We start from the raw sequence: 15,593 nt of genomic DNA, 5'->3' as shown, positions 1-15,593 counted from the left end.
TGATGTGCGGAACATCCGATTCGACCCACTAATCTGCCGCTCATGGAGTTCGACAGGGCGCCCCGCGCGCGCCGGACGCCGTTCGCGGTGCTCTGGCGGCTCATCGACGGACGTCCCGGCGACTCGCGGACGACGATCGTCCGCCGCGCCCGGCGCCTGGTCACGATCGCCACGGGCCTGGCCAACCTCGGCGGCGCGCTGGTCGTCTTCCTGTTCACGCTCGTCGTGCCGAACCCCGACGGCGACATCCCGGCCCGGCTGGAGACGATCAACGTCTGGCTGTTCACCGTCTACGTCGCGCTGGCCGTGCCGGTCGGGCTGGTGCTCGGGGCGCGGGTGTTCCGGGGCGTCCGGCGGATCGTGGAGCGCGACGAGGGCGCGCGGCCCGGCGAGCGGTCCGCGCTGCTGTACGCGCCGCTGCGGATGATGGCCGTCCACCTGATGCTGTGGGGGATCGGCTCGGTCGGCTGGGTCGTGATCAACGCCGTCTTCTCGCCGCTGCTGGCCGCCAAGCTCGGCCTGACGAGCCTGCTCGGCGGCCTCACGACCTGCACGATCGTCTACCTGCTCACCGAACGGCTGCTGCGCCGCGCCGTCACGGCCGCGCTGCGCTCGGGGACCCCGGCGCGGACCGGGCTGCCGGGCGTGGTGGCGCGGTCGGTGCTGGCGTGGGCGCTCGGGACGGCGGTGCCGATCCTCGGGCTCGTCGCGCTCGCCGTCGGCTCGATCGTCTTCGCGAAGGTGACGCTGCGGGACTTCGCGGTCGCCGCCCTCGTCCTCGGCGGGACCGCGCTCGTCGTCGGGTTCGCCGTCACCTACGGCGCCGCGCACGCCATCGCCGATCCGGTGGAGTCGGTGCGGTTCGGGCTCGCGCGCATCGAACGCGGCGACCTGGACGTGGAGGTGCCCGTCTACGACGCCAGCGAGGTCGGACTGCTCCAGGCCGGGTTCAACCACATGGCGGCGGGCCTGCGCGAGCACGAACGTTTGCAAGACCTCTTCGGACGGCAGGTAGGCCCGGACGTCGCCCGCGTCGCGCTCGAACGCGGCATCGACCTCGGCGGCGAGACGCGCCGGGTCGCGGTGCTGTTCGTGGACATCATCGGCTCGACGCGGCTGGCCGCCGACCGGCCGCCGAGCGAGGTCGTCGCGCTGCTCAACGCGTTCTTCGGCGTCGTCGTGGAGGTCGTCGGACGGCACGGCGGCTGGATCAACAAGTTCGAGGGCGACGCGGCGCTGGCGATCTTCGGCGCCCCGCTGGACCTGGACGGCGCGCCCGCCCGCGCCCTCGCGGCCGGCCGCGAGCTGGCCGCCCGGCTGCGCGCCGAGGTACCGGGCGTGTCGGCGGCCGTCGGGGTCTCGGCGGGCGAGGCCGTCGCCGGGCACATCGGCGCGGAGGAGCGGTTCGAGTACACCGTCATCGGCGACCCGGTGAACGAGGCGGCGCGGCTCACCGACCTCGCCAAGTCGACGCCCGCGCTCGTGCTGGCGGCCGGGACGGTCGTGGCCGAGGCCGGCGACCCCGAGGCCGCGCACTGGGAACTCGGCGACGAGGTCGTGCTGCGCGGCCGGACCGAGCCCACCCGGCTCGCCGCGCCCGTCCCCGCGCCCGCCGCCGAGGCCGCGACGGCGGACGCGGCCGGGCGCTAGCCCGCGGCGAGCGACGCGCCGGTCAGCGTCGTCGCGAACGCGGCGAAGCCGGGGCCGGTCTCCTCGCCCACGTAGACGTCCGCGTGGTGCTGCCCGCCGTAGCCCGGACGGAACAGGTCCGTCACCGTGAAGGTCGCCCGCCGGAACGCCGCGCAGACGTCCGCCGGGACGGCCCGGCCCGCGTCGTCCCGGCCGCAGTCGGTGATCAGGAACCGCTGCCCCCGCGCGAGGACGGACCGGTCGGCCGCCGCCGTCTTCCACGGGACGAGCGGACGCGCCCTCGAGTCGCGCGTGGAGTCGTCCAGCCACCACCCGACGCTGTGCGACCAGTTGAGGTAGCGGCCCTTGTTCGCCCCGGACGTGAGCCGTCCGGCGCCCTCCATCTGGACGACCGCGAGGAAGTCTTCGGGGTAGGAGCCGAGTGGCGTCCGCCCGTGCGAGCAGTGCAGCTCGGGGCAGCCCTTGACGGCCTTCGGCCTGCCGTGGTGCACCGACTCCACGGCCGTGTAGTACGTGGTGATCTTCCAGCTCCTCGGCGCGCCGAGCGGCTTGCCGGGCCGGGCGTCCGCCGCGTTCTCGGGCGTCGCGGAAGGCACAGGCGTCACGGGCGGCGAACTCGACGGCGCGGTGGCGACGGGCGGCGGCGCGGCCTCCTGGACGGACGCGTCCGACCGGGCGCCGCAGCCCGCGAGGGCGCCCAGCAGGGCGAGACCGCCGACGACCGCGCCCGGACCCCGCACCCGCATGGAACCCCCGCCTTCCGGACGTGCCGGACGCACGCCGCCCGCGACCCTACGCCGCGGGCCGCCCGCACGTCTGCCCGGAGCCAGGGGAATCTGTCCGTTCGGTCCGTGAACCGCCGCTGCGAAACAGGCCTTGACCAGGGCTTTTGCCCTAGGTCTGTTTGATCCTTTTCCTAACGGGGACTCGTTGCCGCATGGCATTCATTCTGTGGCTCATCGCCGTCATCCTGGTCGTCGGGGGCATCTACGTGATCCTCGCCCGGCGCGAACTGCTCTGGGGCATCGTCCTCATCGTCGTGGGCCTGCTCGTCGGCCCGGGAGGCGTCAGCATCTTCCACTGACCCCGGCGCCCTCGCGGCGCCGCCTCCGCGAACGGCCCGCGTGCACCGCCGCACGCGGGCCGCGCGCCGTCGGGGGACCGTCACCAGCCCCGCGCGCGCCACTCCGGCAGCGACGGCCGCTCCCGGCCGAGCGTGGAGTCCTTGCCGTGGCCCGGATAGAACCAGGTCGCGTCGGGGAGGCGGTCGAACACGCGCTCCTCGACGTCCGCGAGCAGCCGCGCGAACCGCGTCGGGTCGCCCCAGGTGTTCCCGACCCCGCCGGGGAACAGGCTGTCCCCGGTGAACAGGTGCGGGTGCCCGGACGACGACCCGTCCGCGTCGTACAGCAGCGCGATCGACCCCGGCGTGTGGCCGCGCAGGTGGATCACCTCCAGCGTCACCGCGCCGAACGTGAACGTGTCGCCGTCCTCGACCGGCGCCGTCACCGGGACGGGCAACGGCTCGGCGTCGAACGGGTGCGCGGTGACCGGCGCGCCCGTCGCCGCGACCACCTCCGCGAGCGCCTCCCAGTGGTCCTGGTGGCGGTGCGTCGTGACGATCCGCGCGAGCGGCCCCCCGCCGAGCAGGCCGAGCAGCCGGGACGCCTCGTTGGCCGCGTCGATGAGGAGCTGCTCGCCCGTCGCGGCGCACCGCAGCAGGTAGGCGTTGTTGTCGTACGGACCGACCGCGGCCTTGGTGATCGTCAGGCCGGGCAGCTCGCGGACGCCGGGCGCGCCGCCGACCGCGACGTCTCCGGTGTAGGTCATCGTCCCTCCCGTCGAGGTCCCGTGGCGGACAGCGCCCATCCTCGCGCATCGCCCGCGCCGCCGCGTCCCCGGCTGCGTCCCGTTCGCGGCGTACGGTGCGGAAAATCACGCGCGTCCGGTGCCCGAGCGGAAGAGAGCGTTCCAGCGGTGTGAGAGATCGTTCCCCGGGAAGTGCGGTGGGACCGCCGTTAATGGGTCGCGACTCGGGAGGCCGCTGTGCACGATGGGGGAATGGACGCCGCACCGCTCACCGACCGGCCGCCCGAACGGATCGTGCTGGACGACCTCGTCGTGCGCCGCTGGCGGCCGTCCGACGCCGGCGCCCTCGACCAGGCCGTCAAGGAGTCCTTCGCCGAACTGCACGAGTGGATGGCCTGGGCGGCGGACCTGCCGGCCGAGGCCGACCACGCGGCCTACCTCGCCGAGCGGGACCGCCTCTGGGCCGACGGGACGGAGTTCGCCTACGGGATCTTCGCGGCGGGCGGCGACCGGGACGGCGCTCCGGTGCTCGGTGGCACGGTCCTGCACGTCCGCCCGCCCGTGACGTGTGAGATCGGTTACTGGGTCCACTCCGCCTACACCGGCCGGGGCATCGCGACCCGGGTCGCGGCGGCGCTGGTCCGGGCGGCGTTCGCCGACCCCGGCGTCGAGCGCGTCGAGATCCGGTGCGACGCGGCCAACGACTCCAGCGCCTCGGTCGCGCGCCGGCTCGGGTTCCTGCTCGAACGGACGGTCGAGCGTCCGCCCGCGGCCCCCGGCGACACCGGCCGCGACCTGTGCTGGCTGCTCACCCCCGACGACCTGCGGGAGGGCCGGGCGCGGCTGTGACGGGACGAGCCCCGCGCCCGTTCCGGTGGCAAGTGGTGTTCGAACACGTGTACGGTCGAAATGAAGCGGCCGATGCCGCTGTTAGCTATGGCGGGGGAGTCTCTCCTCGCCGCCGTGAACGGGACGCGCGCCGACGCGCCGTCGGCGCCCCACCAGAGAACCGGAAGCCACCGCCGTGCATGACCGACTCATCGTGCGTGGAGCACGCGAGCACAACCTGAAGGACGTCTCGCTCGACCTGCCGCGGGACGCCATGATCGTGTTCACCGGGCTCTCCGGCTCCGGGAAGTCGAGTCTGGCGTTCGACACGATCTTCGCCGAGGGGCAGCGCCGGTACGTCGAGTCGCTGTCGGCCTACGCCCGGCAGTTCCTCGGCCAGATGGACAAGCCGGACGTCGACTTCATCGAGGGCCTGTCCCCGGCCGTGTCGATCGACCAGAAGTCCACGAGCAAGAACCCCCGGTCGACCGTCGGGACGATCACCGAGGTCTACGACTACCTGCGCCTGCTCTACGCGCGCATCGGGCACCCGCACTGCCCGGTGTGCGCCCGTCCGATCAGCCGCCAGGCCCCGCAGCAGATCGTGGACCGTGTGCTGGAGCTCGGCGAGGGCACCCGCTTCCAGGTGCTCGCGCCGGTGATCCGGGGCCGCAAGGGCGAGTACCTGGAGCTGTTCCGGGAGCTGCAGTCCAAGGGCTACTCGCGGGCGATCGTGGACGGCGCGACCGTCCGGCTGGACGAGCCCCCGACGCTCAAGAAGCAGGAGAAGCACGACATCTCGGTCGTGGTGGACCGGCTGTCGGTCAAGGAGTCCGCGCGCCAGCGCCTCGCCGACTCGGTGGAGACCGCGCTCGGCCTGTCCGGCGGCACGATCGTCCTCGACTTCGTGGACCTCGCCGAGGACGACGAGAACCGCACCCGGATGTACTCCGAGCACCTCTACTGCCCCTACGACGACCTGTCGTTCGACGAGCTGGAGCCGCGCTCCTTCTCCTTCAACTCGCCCTACGGCGCCTGCCCCGACTGCACCGGCCTCGGCACCCGCATGGAGGTGGACCCGGAGCTGGTCGTCCCCGACCCCGAGCTGTCCCTCGCCGACGGGGCCGTCCAGCCGTGGTCGGGCGGGCACGTCAGCGACTACTTCCTGCGGCTGCTGGCGGCCCTCGGCGACGCGCTCGGCTTCGACCTCGGGACGCCCTGGCACAAGCTGCCGCTCAAGGCGCGCCGGGCCGTCCTGAACGGGCACGAGACGCAGGTGCACGTCCGCTACAAGAACCGGTACGGCCGCACCCGGTCGTACTACACCGCGTTCGAGGGCGTGATCCCCTACATCCAGCGCCGCCACTCCGAGTCCGAGAGCGACTCCAGCCGGGAGAAGTTCGAGGGCTACATGCGGGAGATCCCGTGCCCGACGTGCGAGGGGGCCAGGCTCAAGCCGTACGTCCTCGCCGTCACGATGGGCGGCCGGTCGATCGCCGAGATCGCCGGGATGCCGATCGGGGAGTGCGCGAAGTTCCTGCTGTCGCTGGAGCTGAACGAGCGCGAGAAGCACATCGCCGAGCGCGTGCTGAAGGAGATCAACGCGCGCCTCGGCTTCCTGCTGGACGTCGGCCTGGACTACCTCACGCTCGACCGCGCGTCCGCGACGCTGGCGGGCGGCGAGGCGCAGCGCATCCGCCTCGCGACCCAGATCGGCTCCGGGCTGGTCGGCGTCCTGTACGTGCTGGACGAGCCGTCGATCGGCCTGCACCAGCGCGACAACCACCGGCTCCTGGAGACGCTGCTGCGGCTGCGGGACATGGGCAACACGCTCATCGTCGTCGAGCACGACGAGGACACCATCGCCGCCGCCGACTGGATCGTGGACATCGGCCCCCGCGCGGGCGAGCACGGCGGCGAGGTCGTCGTGTCCGGCACGGTGGAGGACCTGCGCGCCAGCGAGCGGTCCCTGACCGGCGCGTACCTGTCGGGCCGCCGGACGATCGAGAGGCCCGAGGTCCGCCGCCCGCGCCAGAAGGGCCGCGAGATCACGGTCAAGGGCGCGCAGCAGAACAACCTGCGCAACGTGGACGTGTCGTTCCCGCTCGGCGTGCTCACGGCCGTGACCGGCGTGTCGGGCTCGGGCAAGTCGACGCTGGTCAACGACATCCTCTACAACTCGCTGGCCAAGCAGCTCAACGGCGCCCGGACCGTCCCGGGCAAGCACCGCCGCGTCACCGGGATCGACCAGCTCGACAAGGTCGTCCACGTCGACCAGTCGCCGATCGGCCGCACCCCGCGCTCCAACCCGGCGACCTACACCGGCGTGTTCGACCACGTCCGCAAGCTGTTCGCGCAGACGACCGAGGCCAAGGTGCGCGGCTACCAGCCGGGCCGGTTCTCGTTCAACGTCAAGGGCGGCCGGTGCGAGAACTGCTCCGGCGACGGCACGATCAAGATCGAGATGAACTTCCTGCCGGACGTCTACGTGCCGTGCGAGGTGTGCCACGGGGCGCGCTACAACCGCGAGACGCTGGAGGTCCACTACAAGGGGAAGACGATCTCCGAGGTCCTCGACATGCCGATCGAGGAGGCGGCGGTGTTCTTCGAGCCGATCACCGCGATCCACCGGCACCTGAAGACGCTGAACGACGTCGGGCTCGGGTACGTCCGGCTCGGGCAGCCCGCGCCGACGCTGTCGGGCGGCGAGGCGCAGCGCGTGAAGCTGGCCGCCGAACTGCAGAAGCGCTCGACCGGACGCACCATCTACGTCCTGGACGAGCCGACGACCGGCCTGCACTTCGAGGACATCCGCAAGCTGCTCGGCGTGCTGAACGGCCTGGTGGACAAGGGCAACACCGTCCTCGTCATCGAGCACAACCTGGACGTGATCAAGACGGCGGACTGGATCGTCGACATGGGCCCCGAGGGCGGCTCGCGCGGCGGCACCGTCGTCGCGACCGGCACCCCGGAGGACGTCGCCCGCGTCGAGGCCAGCCACACCGGCCAGTTCCTCGCCAAGATGGGCCTCTGATCCCGTTCCGCGCCCCGCGTGCAGGATCATGTGTCCCATGAACGACGATGTGACGGCCGGGACACCGGCGACGCGGCGGACGGTGCTGTGCGGCGCCGGGGCGTTCGGCGCGGCGGCGGTGCTGGCGGGCTGCGGCCCTAGCGACGACAAGCCCGCCAAGTCCGCGACCGAACTGCGCGGGACCGAGATCGCGAAGACCGCCGAGGTCCCGGTCGGCGGCGGGGTGATCAACCAGCAGGCGAAGCTGGTGGTCACCCAGCCGACGGCCGGGACCTACAAGGCGTTCGACGCGACGTGCACCCACCAGGGCTGCCTCACCGACAAGGTGACGGGCGGGGCGATCCACTGCCCGTGCCACGGCAGCGAGTTCAAGATCGCCGACGGGTCGGTGCAGCACGGGCCGGCGAACCGGCCGCTGAAGGAGTACCCGGTGCAGGTCAAGGGCGACGCCATCGTCGTCGCCTGAGCGCGGAGTCCGGCGGGCCGCTCCCCGGCGGCCCGCCGGGGAGCCGCGATTGTCGGCGGCGCCGACTACGCTTGCGAGCGTGGCAGATCCGGCGACCTACCGACCCGCACCGGGATCCATCCCCGAGGATCCCGGCGTCTACCGCTTCCGCGACGCGGGCGGGCGGGTCGTCTACGTGGGCAAGGCCAAGAGCCTGCGGTCCCGCCTGAACTCCTACTTCGCCGACTTCGCGGGCCTGCACCCGCGCACCCAGACGATGCTCCAGACCGCCGCCCGCGTGGACTGGACGGTCGTCGGCACCGAGGTCGAGGCGCTCCAGCTCGAATACTCCTGGATCAAGGAGTTCGACCCCCGGTTCAACGTCCGGTACCGCGACGACAAGTCCTACCCCTACCTCGCGGTGACGCTGAACGAGGAGTTCCCGCGCGTCATGGTGATGCGGGGGGCCAAGCGCCGGGGCGTCCGCTACTTCGGGCCGTACTCGCACGCGTGGGCGATCCGCGAGACCGTCGACCAGCTCCTGCGCGTCTTCCCGGTGCGGACGTGCAGCGCGGGGGTGTTCAAGCGGCAGCACCAGCTCGACCGGCCGTGCCTGCTCGGCTACATCGACAAGTGCTCGGCGCCGTGCGTCGGGCGGGTCTCCCCGGACGAGCACCGGCTGCTAGCCGAGGAGTTCAGCGACTTCATGGCGGGCAACACGACCCGGTTCATCCGCCGCCTCGAACGCGACATGCGCGAGGCCGCCGCGTCGCAGGAGTACGAGCGCGCGGCCCGGCTGCGCGACGACGTCCGCGCGCTGGAGCGGGCCCTGGAGAAGCAGACGGTCGTCTTCGGCGACAGCACCGACTGCGACATGGTCGCGTTCGCGCAGGACGAGCTGGAAGCCGCAGTCCAGGTGTTCTACGTGCGCGGCGGCCGGATCCGGGGCCGGCGCGGCTGGGTGGTCGACAAGGTGGAGGACGTCACCACCGGCGACCTCGTGGAGCAGTTCCTCATGCAGATCTACGCCGAGGCCGAGGACGGGCAGGGGATCCCGCGCGAGGTGCTCGTCCCCGAGCTGCCGCCCGACCACGCGGCGATGGCGGAGCTGCTCGGCGAGCAGCGCGGCGGCCCGGTGGGGCTGCGCGTGCCCCGGCGCGGCGACAAGAAGACCCTGCTGGAGACGGTGGAGCGCAACGCGCTGGAGGCGTTGAAGCAGCACAAGACGCGCCGCGCGAGCGACCTCACGACCCGCAGCCGCGCGCTCCAGGAGATCCAGGACGCGCTGGAGCTGGACGACGCGCCGCTGCGGATCGAGTGCTACGACGTGTCGAACCTCCAGGGCACGAACGTGGTCGCGTCGATGGTCGTGTTCGAGGACGGCCTGGCCCGCAAGTCCGAGTACCGCCGGTTCACGATCAAGGCGGTCGAGGGGCAGGACGACGTCCGCTCGATCCACGAGGTGATCACTCGCCGGTTCCGCCGTTATCTGGCCGAGCGGGAGAAGACGGGCGAGCTGGACGTCCTCGGCGACCCCGACGAGACCGAGGTGGGCGCGCACGGCCCCGTCGACCCGGAGACCGGCCGGCCGCGCAAGTTCGCCTACCCGCCGAACCTCGTCCTGGTCGACGGCGGCCCGCCGCAGGTCGCGGCGGCACAGCGGGCGCTGGACGAGCTGGGCGTCGAGGACGTCGCGGTCGCGGGCATCGCCAAACGGCTGGAGGAGCTGTGGCTGCCGGGGGACGACGACCCGGTGATCCTGCCGCGCAACAGCGAGGGCATGTACCTCGTCCAGCGGGTGCGCGACGAGGCGCACCGGTTCGCGATCACGTTCCACCGCCAGCGCCGGTCCAAGGCGATGACGGCGAGCGAGCTGGACGGCGTCCCCGGGCTCGGCCCGGCCCGGCGGACGGCGCTGCTCAAGCACTTCGGGTCGGTGAAGCGGCTGCGCGCGGCGACGCCCGAGCAGATCGCGGAGGTGCCGGGCATCGGGGCGCGCAGCGCCGAGACGATCGCGGCGGCGCTGCACGGCGGGACGGTCCCGGCCGCCGGAGGGCGGCCGGGGTCCGGTGGGGACGCACGGGGTTCTGACGGCTGACGGGGGAAGCACAATGACGACGGACACCAACGTGCCGGACATCGTGATCGTGACGGGCATGTCGGGCGCGGGGCGCAGCACCGCCGCCAAGGCGCTGGAGGATCTCGACTGGTTCGTGGTGGACAACCTGCCGCCCGGCCTGCTCGCGACGATGGCCGATCTCGGCGGCCGGGTGAAGGACGCGGTGCCGCGGATCGCGGTGGTCGTGGACGTCCGGAGCCGGGCGTTCACCGAGGACCTGCACACGGCCATCGCGGAGCTGGAGGCCAGGGGCGTCCATCCCCGGGTGGTGTTCCTGGAGGCGGGCGACCCGGACCTGGTGCGCCGCTTCGAGAGCGTCCGCCGTCCGCACCCGCTGCAGGGCGACGGGCGCCTGGTGGACGGCATCGCGCGCGAACGCGACCTGGTGCGCGAGGTGCGCGCCGAGGCCGACCTGGTGATCGACACCAGCGGGCTCAACGTCCACGAGCTGCGCGCCAAGATCGTGTCGTTCTTCGGGACCGACACCGGCGGGCCGAGCCTGCGCGCGACCGTGGTGTCGTTCGGCTACAAGTACGGGCTCCCGGTCGACGCGGACCTGGTCGTCGACTGCCGGTTCCTGCCGAACCCGCACTGGGTGCCGGAGCTGCGGCCGAAGACCGGGCGGGACGCCGACGTCCGCGACTACGTCCTCGGGCAAAGCGGCGCCAAGGAGTTCCTCGACGCCTACACCGAGGTGCTGCGCCTGCTCGCCGCGGGGTACGACCGGGAGGGCAAGCACTACGTGACGCTCGCCGTGGGATGTACGGGCGGCAAACACCGTAGTGTGGCCATGGCGGAACAGATCGCCGCACGGCTGCGGGACGAGGGCATCGAGGTACAGGTCGCCCATCGTGACCTCGGCCGTGAGTGAGCAGTGACCCGGCACGGGTCGGGGACGAGGAGACGAACGGCACGGTGGAGGTTCCAGGCCCGGGCTCAGGTCAGGATGCGGGTCCGCTCACGGGTCCGAGGGTCGTGGCGCTCGGCGGCGGGCACGGGCTGTACGCGGCGCTGTCGGCGCTGCGGCGGGTCACCGACCGGCTGACCGGGATCGTCACGGTCGCCGACGACGGCGGGTCCAGCGGACGGCTGCGCGCCGAGCTGGGCGTCCTGCCGCCGGGCGACCTGCGGATGGCCCTCGCCGCGCTGTGCGGCGACGACGAGTGGGGCCAGACCTGGCGGGACGTGGTGCAGCACCGGTTCCGCAGCGGCGGCGTCCTGCACGACCACGCGGTGGGCAACCTGCTGATCGTGGCGCTGTGGGAGCTGCTCGCCGAGCGCGGGGGCCCGGTCGGCTCGACGGTGGAGGGCCTGGACTGGGTCGGGCGGCTGCTCGGCGCGCACGGCCGGGTGCTGCCGATGGCGGCGGTCCCGATGGACATCGTCGCCGAGGTGCGCGGCGCGGACCCGGCGCGGCCCGGGGTGGTCACGCGGGTCAAGGGCCAGGTGGCGTGCGCGAGCACGGCGGGGACGGTGCTCGGCGTCGACCTCGTCCCGGCCGACCCGCCCGCGTGCCCCGAGGCCCTGGCCGCCGTGGACGACGCGGACTGGGTGGTGTTCGGCCCGGGGTCGTGGTTCACGAGCGTCCTGCCGCACCTGAAGGTCCCCGCGCTGGCCCGGTCGCTGGCGCGCACCCGCGCCCGCCGGATCGTGGCGCTGAACCTCGTCCCGCAGCCGGGCGAGACCGACGACTTCTCCCCCCAGAACCATCTGGAAGTGCTCCAGGCCCACGCGCCCGACCTGCGGGTGGACGTCGTCCTCGCCGACCGGGGCGTGGTGGACGACGCCGAGGCGCTGGACAAGGCCGTCGCCGCGCTCGGCGGCCGGCTCGTCCTCGCCGACGTCGCCGACCCCGGCGGCGCGCCGCGTCATGATCCCGCCCTGCTGGCCCAAGCCTTCGTACAGATATTCGCGCAGTGACGACCCGCGCGGCCGACTTCGGCCACACTGCTGGGAGTCCGGACAGGGGGAGAGGGTTCATCTCATGGCGATGACCGGTGTGGTCAAGGACGAGCTGAGCAGGCTGCAGGTGCTGAAGCCCTGCTGCCGCAAGGCCGAGGTCTCGACGCTGCTGCGCTTCGCGGGCGGCCTGCACCTGGTGAGCGGCCGCATCGTGGTGGAGGCCGAGATCGACACCGGGGTCGCCGCGCGGCGGCTGCGCCGGGACGTCGCCGAGGTGTTCGGGCACGGCTCGGAGGTCGTGGTGCTCGCGCCGAGCGGGCTGCGCAAGGGCAACCGCTACGTCGTGCGGATCTTCCGCGACGGCGAGTCCCTGGCCCGGCAGACGGGCCTGATCGACAACAACGGCCGTCCGGTGCGGGGGCTGCCCCGGCACGTGGTGGCGGGCGCGGCGTGCGACGCCGAGTCGGCGTGGCGGGGCGCGTTCCTCGCGCACGGGTCGCTGACCGAGCCGGGCCGGTCGATGTCGCTGGAGGTGACCTGCCCGGGTCCGGAGGCGGCGCTCGCGCTGGTCGGCGCGGCGCGCCGGCTCAAGATCCACGCCAAGGCGCGGGAGGTGCGCGGGGTGGACCGGGTGGTCGTCCGGGACGGCGACGCGATCAGCGCGCTGCTGACCCGGCTCGGCGCCCACGACAGCGTGCTGGCCTGGGAGGAGCGGCGGATGCGCCGCGAGGTCCGGGCGACGGCCAACCGCCTCGCCAACTTCGACGACGCGAACCTGCGGCGGTCGGCCCGCGCGGCGGTCGCGGCGGGCGCGCGGGTGGCGCGGGCGCTGGAGATCCTCGGCGAGGAGGCCCCCGAGCACCTGGTGAGCGCGGGGCGGCTGCGGCTGGAGCACAAGCAGGCGTCGCTGGAGGAGCTGGGCCAGCTCGCGGAGCCGCCGCTGACCAAGGACGCCATCGCGGGCCGGATCCGGCGGCTGCTGGCGATGGCCGACAAGCGCGCGAGCGACCAGGGCCTCCCGGGCACCGAGGCGAACCTGACCGCCGACATGCTCGCCCCCTGATCTCCGGGGTTCCGGTCGTCCGTTACCGGCGGGCGGCGGGGGCCGCAACCGGGGCGGTGGTCGCGCCCGGTGATCACCGCCACTTTTCCCGGCGGGGCCGCGTTGCGGCGCACTCAGCCGCATACCGGAACAAATCTGACGCCGTGTTTGCTGTGCCCGGCGTCCTTGCCGGTAGCGGCGGGAACCCTGTCCAATGGTCTAGACACAAAGGTCTAGACCCTGGCGGGTGACAGTCCGATCCCCCAGGTGGGGGAGGGGGCCTCACCCCCCGATATCCCTCGCCTCCCCTGTCGGGAAGCGGCCCGGCCATTCGGTAGGGTCGGGCGGGGAACACCCCGTGCGAGCAAGAGAACGCACCCCGTGGAGAGTCCGGCCACCGCCGGGCGAGACGACGTATGAGGAGAGCCGTTCCGTGACCATCCGAGTAGGCATCAACGGGTTCGGCCGGATCGGCCGAAACTTCTACCGCGCCGTCCTGGCCAGCGGGGCCGACATCGAGATCGTGGCGGTCAACGACCTGACCGACAACGCCACGCTCGCCCACCTGCTGAAGTACGACAGCATCCTCGGGCGCCTCGGCCGCGACGTCCACGCGACCGACGACTCGATCGCCGTCGGCGACTCGATCATCAAGACCTTCGCCGAGCGCGACCCGGCGAACCTCAAGTGGGCCGACGTCGGCGTGGACGTCGTCGTCGAGTCCACCGGCTTCTTCACCGACGCCACCAAGGCCAAGGTGCACGCCGACAACGGCGCCAAGAAGGTCATCATCTCCGCCCCGGCCAAGAACGAGGACGTCACGATCGTCCTCGGGGTCAACGACGACGCCTACGACCCGGCCGCGCACACGGTGATCTCCAACGCGTCCTGCACGACCAACTGCCTCGCCCCGATGGCCAAGGTCCTGAACGACACGTTCGGGATCAACAAGGGCCTGATGACGACGATCCACGCCTACACGCAGGACCAGAACCTCCAGGACGGCCCGCACGGCGACCTGCGCCGCGCCCGCGCCGCCGCGCTGAACCTCGTCCCGACCTCCACCGGCGCCGCCAAGGCCATCGGCCTGGTCCTGCCGGAGCTGAAGGGCAAGCTGGACGGCTACGCGGTCCGCGTGCCGATCCCGACCGGCTCGGCCACCGACCTGACGGTCGAGCTGGGCCGCGAGGCCACCGTCGCGGAGGTCAACGGCGCGCTGAAGGAGGCGGCCGAGGGCCCGCTCGCCGGGATCCTCACCTACACCGAGGACCCGATCGTCTCGTCCGACATCGTCACCGACCCGTCGTCGTGCATCTTCGACGCGGGCCTGACCAAGGTCATCGGCAACCAGGCCAAGGTCGTCGGCTGGTACGACAACGAGTGGGGCTACTCCAACCGCCTCGCCGACCTCGTCAAGCTCGTCGGCGCCCAGCTCTGACCGACGCCCCCCGCCGTGGCCGTGCCCCGCACGGCCACGGCGGCCGTGTCTCCGGGGGCTCCGCGCGCGGCGCCCCCGCGCCGCCCCGCCGTGTCCACCGGGGGCGACCCCCGACGGAAGGAAACGCCTTGCCGATGCGCACCATCGACGATCTCGACGTCGCCGGGAAGCGGGTGCTCGTCCGCGCCGACCTCAACGTGCCGCTGGACGGCGGCGCCATCACCGACGACGGCCGCATCCGGGCCGGCCTGCCGACGATCGAGGCGCTGCGCGCGCGGGGCGCGAAGGTCGTCGTCTGCGCCCACCTCGGCCGTCCGAAGGGCGAGGTGAAGCCCGAGTTCTCGCTCGCGCCGGTCGCGGCGCGGCTCGGCGAGCTGCTCGGCGCCGACGTTCCGCTCGCCGCCGACGTCGCGGGCGAGTCGGCCCGCGCGCTCGTCGCCGGGCTCGCCGACGGCGAGGTCGGGCTGCTGGAGAACCTGCGCTTCGAGGCCGGGGAGACCAGCAAGGACGACGCCGAGCGCGGCGCGTTCGCCGACCGCCTCGCCGCCCTCGCCGACCTGTACGTCGGCGACGGGTTCGGCGCCGTCCACCGCAAGCACGCGAGCGTGTACGACGTGCCGCAGCGCCTCCCGCACGCGGCGGGCGGCCTCATCGCGACCGAGGTCGGCGTGCTGCGGCGGCTCAGTGCGGACGTCGAGCGGCCCTACGCGGTCGTGCTCGGCGGCTCCAAGGTCTCCGACAAGCTCGGCGTCATCGACAATCTCCTGGACAAGGCCGACCGCATCCTCATCGGCGGCGGCATGGTCTTCACCTTCCTCAAGGCGCAGGGCCACGAGGTCGGCAAGAGCCTCCTGGAGGAGGACCAGCTCGACACCGTCCGCGCCTACCTGGAGCGGGCGAAGGCCAACGGCGTCGAGTTCGTGCTGCCGGTGGACGTCGTCGCGGCCACCGCGTTCGCGGCCGACGCGCAGCACGACGTCGTCGCGGCCGACGCGATCCCCGCCGACCGGCTCGGCCTGGACATCGGCCCCGAGTCCGGCAAGCTGTTCGCCGACCGGCTCGCCGACGCCCGGACCATCTTCTGGAACGGCCCGATGGGCGTGTTCGAGATGGCCCCCTACGCGGGCGGCACCCGCGCCGTCGCGCAGGGCCTCATCGACTCCGGCGCGTTCACCGTCGTCGGCGGCGGCGACTCGGCCGCCGCGGTGCGCGGGCTCGGCTTCGACGAGGACGCCTTCTCCCACATCTCGACCGGCGGCGGCGCCAGCCTCGAATACCTCGAGGGCAAGACGCTGCCCGGCCTGCAGGCTCTGGAGGACTGACCCC

The 15,593-nt window shown here is 73.0% G+C and carries 13 protein-coding genes; 11 read left to right on the top strand and 2 right to left on the bottom strand.

What is annotated here, in order from left to right; genetic code table 11:
* Positions 1 to 42 precede the first annotated feature (42 nt).
* Complete coding sequence (locus BTM25_RS28860) at positions 43 to 1,650, top strand: adenylate/guanylate cyclase domain-containing protein (protein WP_103566833.1); 1,608 nt, start codon at positions 43 to 45, stop codon at positions 1,648 to 1,650.
* Here BTM25_RS28860 and BTM25_RS28855 read toward each other — a convergent pair.
* On the bottom strand, positions 1,647 to 2,396 hold the full coding sequence (locus tag BTM25_RS28855) for an RlpA-like double-psi beta-barrel domain-containing protein (protein ID WP_168212275.1): 750 nt from the start codon (positions 2,394 to 2,396) through the stop codon (positions 1,647 to 1,649). The genes BTM25_RS28860 and BTM25_RS28855 overlap by 4 nt on opposite strands.
* 191 nt (positions 2,397 to 2,587) lie before the next feature.
* Between BTM25_RS28855 and BTM25_RS29875 the strand changes: the two genes are divergently transcribed.
* Positions 2,588 to 2,734, top strand: coding sequence for a GPGG-motif small membrane protein (locus BTM25_RS29875; RefSeq protein WP_168212274.1), 147 nt, complete (start codon positions 2,588 to 2,590; stop codon positions 2,732 to 2,734).
* An 80-nt stretch (positions 2,735 to 2,814) separates the two neighbouring features.
* On the opposite strand, the gene BTM25_RS28850 is transcribed toward BTM25_RS29875, so the two are convergent.
* Positions 2,815 to 3,480, bottom strand: coding sequence for an MBL fold metallo-hydrolase (locus BTM25_RS28850; RefSeq protein WP_103566831.1), 666 nt, complete (start codon positions 3,478 to 3,480; stop codon positions 2,815 to 2,817).
* A gap of 231 nt (positions 3,481 to 3,711) precedes the next feature.
* Here BTM25_RS28850 and BTM25_RS28845 point away from each other — a divergent pair, with 231 nt between their 5' ends.
* The 9 genes from BTM25_RS28845 (at position 3,712) to BTM25_RS28800 (ending at position 15,589) form a co-directional block, all read left to right on the top strand.
* Complete coding sequence (locus BTM25_RS28845) at positions 3,712 to 4,308, top strand: GNAT family N-acetyltransferase (protein WP_103566830.1); 597 nt, start codon at positions 3,712 to 3,714, stop codon at positions 4,306 to 4,308.
* A 175-nt stretch (positions 4,309 to 4,483) separates the two neighbouring features.
* The gene (gene uvrA / locus BTM25_RS28835; protein ID WP_103566828.1) at positions 4,484 to 7,321 is read left to right on the top strand and encodes an excinuclease ABC subunit UvrA; all 2,838 of its coding nucleotides are present in this window, start codon (positions 4,484 to 4,486) and stop codon (positions 7,319 to 7,321) included.
* A gap of 37 nt (positions 7,322 to 7,358) precedes the next feature.
* On the top strand, positions 7,359 to 7,787 hold the full coding sequence (locus BTM25_RS28830; protein ID WP_168212273.1) for a Rieske (2Fe-2S) protein: 429 nt from the start codon (positions 7,359 to 7,361) through the stop codon (positions 7,785 to 7,787).
* Between the two features lie 79 nt (positions 7,788 to 7,866).
* Positions 7,867 to 9,864: an excinuclease ABC subunit UvrC gene (uvrC, locus tag BTM25_RS28825; RefSeq protein WP_103566825.1), complete on the top strand. Its 1,998-nt coding sequence runs from the start codon at positions 7,867 to 7,869 to the stop codon at positions 9,862 to 9,864.
* Between the two features lie 13 nt (positions 9,865 to 9,877).
* On the top strand, positions 9,878 to 10,756 hold the full coding sequence (gene rapZ, locus BTM25_RS28820; protein ID WP_103566823.1) for an RNase adapter RapZ: 879 nt from the start codon (positions 9,878 to 9,880) through the stop codon (positions 10,754 to 10,756).
* 104 nt (positions 10,757 to 10,860) lie between these two features.
* Positions 10,861 to 11,805, top strand: coding sequence for a gluconeogenesis factor YvcK family protein (locus tag BTM25_RS28815; protein WP_235828757.1), 945 nt, complete (start codon positions 10,861 to 10,863; stop codon positions 11,803 to 11,805).
* A 64-nt stretch (positions 11,806 to 11,869) separates the two neighbouring features.
* The gene (whiA, locus tag BTM25_RS28810; protein ID WP_103566821.1) at positions 11,870 to 12,850 is read left to right on the top strand and encodes a DNA-binding protein WhiA; all 981 of its coding nucleotides are present in this window, start codon (positions 11,870 to 11,872) and stop codon (positions 12,848 to 12,850) included.
* 412 nt (positions 12,851 to 13,262) lie between these two features.
* Positions 13,263 to 14,267: a type I glyceraldehyde-3-phosphate dehydrogenase gene (gene gap, locus BTM25_RS28805; RefSeq protein ID WP_103566819.1), complete on the top strand. Its 1,005-nt coding sequence runs from the start codon at positions 13,263 to 13,265 to the stop codon at positions 14,265 to 14,267.
* 134 nt (positions 14,268 to 14,401) lie between these two features.
* Positions 14,402 to 15,589: a phosphoglycerate kinase gene (locus tag BTM25_RS28800; RefSeq protein ID WP_103566818.1), complete on the top strand. Its 1,188-nt coding sequence runs from the start codon at positions 14,402 to 14,404 to the stop codon at positions 15,587 to 15,589.
* Positions 15,590 to 15,593: the final 4 nt, after the last annotated feature.

This window comes from Actinomadura rubteroloni (assembly GCF_002911665.1).
In the GTDB taxonomy this organism is placed as follows: Bacteria; Actinomycetota; Actinomycetes; order Streptosporangiales; family Streptosporangiaceae; genus Spirillospora; species Spirillospora rubteroloni.
Note: the sequence above shows the minus strand (reverse complement) of the source record. Positions and strands in the feature narration are given on the sequence as shown.